The sequence below is a fragment of the Actinomadura geliboluensis genome, assembly GCF_005889745.1.
In the GTDB taxonomy this organism is placed as follows: domain Bacteria; phylum Actinomycetota; class Actinomycetes; order Streptosporangiales; family Streptosporangiaceae; genus Spirillospora; species Spirillospora geliboluensis.
Map to the genome: position 1 here is coordinate 1 of NZ_VCKZ01000572.1, position 4,600 is coordinate 4,600.

Consider the following 4,600-nt stretch of genomic DNA (forward strand, 5'->3'; position numbering starts at 1 on the left):
ATAAATTGATTTTTTTTACAGATCAATGTAGATATTCATCTCTTCATTTTTTTTTTTAGATGTGTATAAGAGCCAGGGGCGAGCCGCCCTGGCCGGCGCCGGGGCCGATCTCGATGTCGATGCACACGCTGATGATCGGGTGCGGGGTCGGGTCGGCGAGCGCGGCGGCGGGGAAGGCGAGCGCGCCCGCGACCGCGGCGGGCAGCACGGCCGGCAGCGCGGCGGGCCGGAACGGCAGCGGGCGCATGTCAGCCGCCCGCCCCGACGCGCTGCAGTTCGGCCTGCAGGTGCGTGAACGCCTCCGGGCCGACGGCGAGGGCGCCGCTGAAGACATGGGAGATGTCGACGGTCAGGTAGGCCCCGGCGGCCAGCAGCGCCGCCATGATCGACAGCGGGACGAGCGTGGCGCCGCGCGGGCGGGCGCCCGACAGGAACGGCAGCAGCAGGACCGCGACGCCGGTCAGCAGCGTCATCGCCAGCAGCCCGGCGGGCGGGGTGGTGCGCGCGTCGGCTCCGCGCTGGTTGCGGGCGCCGGAGATCTCGCTGAGGTGGTCGAGCACGGCGTTGCGGGCGTCCTTCAGCTCGTCGGACTCGGCCTTGACGGCGATGACGTAGCGGCGCAGGTCGTCCAGGTCGCGCTGGCCGTCGGAGCTGAGGCGGCCGTGCTCCATCAGCCGCCACTCGGGGCCGCGGACCAGCGCGACGTACCGGCTCAGCTCCGCCTGGACGTGCCGCGCGTCGGGCGCGGGGAGCCGGCTCGCGGCCCAGTACGCCTCGGAGATCGCCTGGCTCTCGGCGTAGGTGTTGGAGCGCGCCGCGTCGGCGGTCGTCCACGGCACCACGATGGCGATGGCGAAGGCCAGCAGGAACAGCGCCGAGAGCATCGCCCCGGTGTGCGCGGTGGTGGGGCCGTCGGGGTCGGGGTCGTCCACGCCCTTCAGGCGGCGGACGAGCCGGCTCGCCACGAGCACCACGCCGATCGCGCAGGCCGCGGCCGCACAGTAAAGGATCATGCCACTCCCGCGTTGGGCTGTTATCACTGAGGGTGAGTTTAATTTCACGTACGGTCGTTACCGGTGGGTTCGCCACTGACCGTCACCTGAAGGTGACATGACCGTCCGGACAGGGAAGGTGATCGGTACGGGCGCGGCCAGGTCGGAGGAATCTGCCGCGACTTCTTGTGAAATACGCTGTTCATGCCGGAAGATCTCCCGTAGAGCACCCGGTATGAAGGACGATTGTTCGGACCGGCCTGAGAGGGGCGGCTGCGTGAGGGGAGACGGCGATGGCGCCGCAGGGAAAGCTGGACCTCGACCCGGAGGCGGTGCGCACCGCCCGGCGGCTCGCCGCCCGCGCCGCGGAACCGATCATCGAGATGGCGCGCTCCCACACCACCGTCTCGGTTGAGCGGGCGCTGCTGCGCCTGGCCGGCCTCGCCGGCGCCGACGAGGGCGGGCGGCCGTGGGCCAACCACCTCGCCGACGCCGTCCGCGACCAGGTCGGCCTGGAGCACGGCCTCGCGCTCCCGGTCTGGGACGCGCTGCTGAGCGGCCCGCACGGCTCCCTGCGCGACCTCGCCCAGGCCGCCGCCGCGGGCCGGGTGTCGTTCCGGCTCCCGGCCGGCACCGACGCCGACCACGCCCGCAAGGCCGCCGCCGAGGCCGCGCGCGGCGGCATCGCCCGCATCGACCGGCGCCGCGCCGAGCGCGACCGGCTGCTGGCAGAGCTGCCCGCCCCCGACAGCGCCGACCCGCCGCAGCCGCTGGTCTACCTGATCGTCGCGACCGGCGACATCTACGAGGACATCCCGCAGGCGCAGGCCGCCGCCCGCGAGGGCGCCGACGTCGTCGCGGTGATCCGCTCCACCGGCCAGTCGCTGCTGGACTTCGTCCCCGAGGGCGCCACCCGCGAGGGCTACGCCGGCACCTACGCCACCCGCGAGAACTTCCGGCTGATGCGCGCCGCGCTGGACGACGTCTCCCGCGAGCTCGGCCGCTACGTCCGGCTGACCAACTACGCCTCCGGGCTGTGCATGCCGGAGATCGCCGCGCTCGCCGGGCTGGAGCGCCTGGACATGATGCTCAACGACTGCATGTACGGCATCATCTTCCGCGACATCAACCCCCGCCGGACGTTCATCGACCAGCGGTTCTCCCGGCAGGTCCACGCCCGCGCCGGCATCGTCATCAACACCGGCGAGGACAACTACCTCACCACCGCCGACGCCGTCGACGCCGCGCACACCGTGGTCGTCAGCCAGCTGCTCAACGAGCGGTTCGGGCACGAGGCCGGCCTCTCCGACGCCCAGCTCGGCCTCGGCCACGCCTTCGAGATCGACCCGGCGGTGCCCGAGTCGTTCCGGCTGGAGCTCGCGCACGCCCAGCTCGTCCGGGAGCTGTTCCCCGGCGCGCCGCTGAAGTACATGCCGCCCACCAAGCACATGACGGGCAACATCTTCGCCGGCTACCTGCTGGACGCCTTCTTCAACCTCGCCGGCGTGATGACCGGCCAGTCGATCATCCTGATCGGGATGATGACCGAGGGCATCCACACCCCGTGGCTGTCGGACCGCGACCTCGCGCTGGAGAACGTCCGCTACGTCCGCGACGCCTGCGGAAGCCTCGCCGAGGACTTCGTGCCCCGCCCGGACGGGTTGATCGTCCAGCGCGCCCGGCAGGTGCTGGCGGAGTCGGTGGACCTGCTCGAGCGCATCGCCGACGACGGGCTCCTCAACGCGATCGCCGAGGGCACCTTCGGCGTCACCCGCCGCCCGCCCGACGGCGGCAAGGGCCTGGACGGCGTCGTCCCCCGCGCCGACGGCTACTTCAACCCCGCCATCGACATCCTCGACACCGAGGACCCGCACGCCGGCAGCGCCGCCGGCGCGGCCCAGCAGGAGGTGCCCGCATGACCGTCGAGAGCCCCGGAACCGGCACGCGGGCGCCCGCCGAGCCCGCCGACACCCGCCAGGTCATCCGCCCCTACGGCGACACCACCGGCGACGGCATGGTGCAGATGTCGTTCACCCTGCCCGTCCCCGCCGGCAAGCGCGCCGAGGCCGCCGCCCTGCAGCTCGCCGGGAAGATGGGCCTGGACCCCGCCAGCGTCGTGCACGCCAAGCCGATGGGGCCCGACTTCACCTTCTTCATCGTGTACGGCAAGGTCCGGCACCTGATCGACTACGCGTCCATCCCGGCCCCGGAGGAGCGCGCCTACCCGCTGCTGACCTCGCAGGAGGTGAACCTGGCGATCCGCGGCGCGCTGAACCGGCGGCTGGTGGTCGTCGGCGCCTGCATCGGCACCGACGCCCACACCGTCGGCATCGACGCGATCCTGAACGTCAAGGGGTTCGCGGGGGAGAAGGGCCTAGAGTACTACCGGGAGATCCAGGTCGTGAACATGGGCGCCCAGGTCACCGTCGAGGAGCTGGTGGAGCGCGCCAAGGCCGAGAACGCCGACGCCGTCCTGGTGTCGCAGGTCGTCACCCAGCGCAACGCGCACCTGCACAACACCAAGCAGATGGCCGCCGCGTTCCACGCCGAGTACCCGACCGCCGTGGCCGGCGGGGTGGGGCGGCCGCTGCTGGTGGTCGGCGGCCCCCGCTTCGACACCGTCACCGAGGCCGACCTCGGCGTCGACCGGATCTTCGGCAAGGGCACCACGCCCGCCGAGGTCGCCAGCTACCTCGTCCACGCCCTGCTGCCCGACCAGCCGGCCGCCCGCGGCGGAGACGGCCGCGGAGACGGCCCCGACCACGGAGACGACGATGAGTGATCCGCGCGAGGGGACGACCGTCACCCACCGCCGCTACGTCCCCTACTCCCACGCCCACTACGCCGGCGACCTGGTCGACGGCGCCTACGTCCTCGGGCTGTTCGGCGACGCGGCCACCGAGCTGTGCGTCCGCACCGACGGCGACGAGGGCCTGTTCGCCTCCTACTCCGACGTCCAGTTCCGCGCCCCGGTCAAGGCCGGGGACGTGCTGGAGACCACGGCCGTGCTGGTCCGCGCCGGCACCCGCAGCCGCGTGATGGAGTTCGAGGCGCGCGTGGTGTGCCGGGGCCGCCCCGACAAGGGCGAGTCGGCCGCCGAGGCGCTGGCGGAGCCGATCGTGGCGGTCACCGCGACCGGCACGGTGGTGGTCGCCGCGCCCGGCGGCTGACCCCCGCCCCCGGCGGGTTCCGCCACGCCGCTCGCGGCGATCTTCGCAGCCGATTTCGCGGACGGCTGATCATGTCTCTGACCTGCGGCGACGCGAGTCCCCGCAGAACATGCGGCGGTTGACATGAGGCCGGAAGCCGGTAGTTTTGCTGCAGTCCAGCACGGGACTCACCGATCGGCCGCCCGAGGCGCCGCCGGGCATCGCACCACGACGGGGACGGGGACCACGCGAGTGGTCCGGTTTCGTGTCCGCCTCAGCCAGTGCGGTGCTCCGGGAGCGGGCCCGGGCGGAGCCGCCCGATCGCGCGGGGGGGTTGGACCCGGGAAGGGCCCGGACATCCAGTAGAAAACGGAGGCTCGCTCTCACCGCCTGTGGGACGGCTCCGGCCCGACGGATGTCGCGGGCCCTCTTCCGTGTCCGCACGCCACCGGCCTCTCC

5 protein-coding genes are annotated in these 4,600 nt (G+C 72.5%); 3 read left to right on the plus strand and 2 right to left on the minus strand.

What is annotated here, in order from left to right:
* Positions 1-55: 55 nt before the first annotated feature.
* Both ETD96_RS41555 and ETD96_RS41560 read right to left on the minus strand, forming a co-directional pair.
* Complete coding sequence (locus ETD96_RS41555; protein ID WP_138641972.1) at positions 56-247, minus strand: hypothetical protein; 192 nt, start codon at positions 245-247, stop codon at positions 56-58.
* Position 248: 1 nt separating this feature from the next.
* Entirely contained in the window at positions 249-1,013 is a 765-nt protein-coding gene (locus ETD96_RS41560; RefSeq protein WP_138641973.1) for a bestrophin-like domain, read from the minus strand.
* Positions 1,014-1,285: 272 nt separating this feature from the next.
* Here ETD96_RS41560 and kamD point away from each other — a divergent pair, with 272 nt between their 5' ends.
* From kamD to kal, 3 genes are read left to right on the plus strand one after another with little or no spacing between them, the layout of a single operon-like run.
* The gene (gene kamD / locus ETD96_RS41565) at positions 1,286-2,911 is read left to right on the plus strand and encodes a lysine 5,6-aminomutase subunit alpha (protein ID WP_138641974.1); all 1,626 of its coding nucleotides are present in this window, start codon (positions 1,286-1,288) and stop codon (positions 2,909-2,911) included.
* Complete coding sequence (gene kamE, locus ETD96_RS41570; protein ID WP_138641975.1) at positions 2,908-3,774, plus strand: lysine 5,6-aminomutase subunit beta; 867 nt, start codon at positions 2,908-2,910, stop codon at positions 3,772-3,774. Before kamD ends, kamE begins: the two co-directional genes overlap by 4 nt.
* Positions 3,767-4,162: a 3-aminobutyryl-CoA ammonia lyase gene (kal, locus tag ETD96_RS41575; protein WP_138641976.1), complete on the plus strand. Its 396-nt coding sequence runs from the start codon at positions 3,767-3,769 to the stop codon at positions 4,160-4,162. The genes kamE and kal overlap by 8 nt, the downstream gene beginning before the upstream one ends.
* Positions 4,163-4,600 lie beyond the last annotated feature (438 nt).

What these genes read in the sequence shown, in the direction of transcription:
- ETD96_RS41555 (WP_138641972.1), bottom strand. Translation starts at nt 247, where the DNA reads ATGCGCCCGCTGCCGTTCCGGCCCGCCGCGCTGCCGGCCGTGCTGCCC.
- kamE (WP_138641975.1), top strand. Translation starts at nt 2,908, where the DNA reads ATGACCGTCGAGAGCCCCGGAACCGGCACGCGGGCGCCCGCCGAGCCC.
- ETD96_RS41560 (WP_138641973.1), bottom strand. Translation starts at nt 1,013, where the DNA reads ATGATCCTTTACTGTGCGGCCGCGGCCTGCGCGATCGGCGTGGTGCTC.
- kal (WP_138641976.1), top strand. Translation starts at nt 3,767, where the DNA reads ATGAGTGATCCGCGCGAGGGGACGACCGTCACCCACCGCCGCTACGTC.
- kamD (WP_138641974.1), top strand. Translation starts at nt 1,286, where the DNA reads ATGGCGCCGCAGGGAAAGCTGGACCTCGACCCGGAGGCGGTGCGCACC.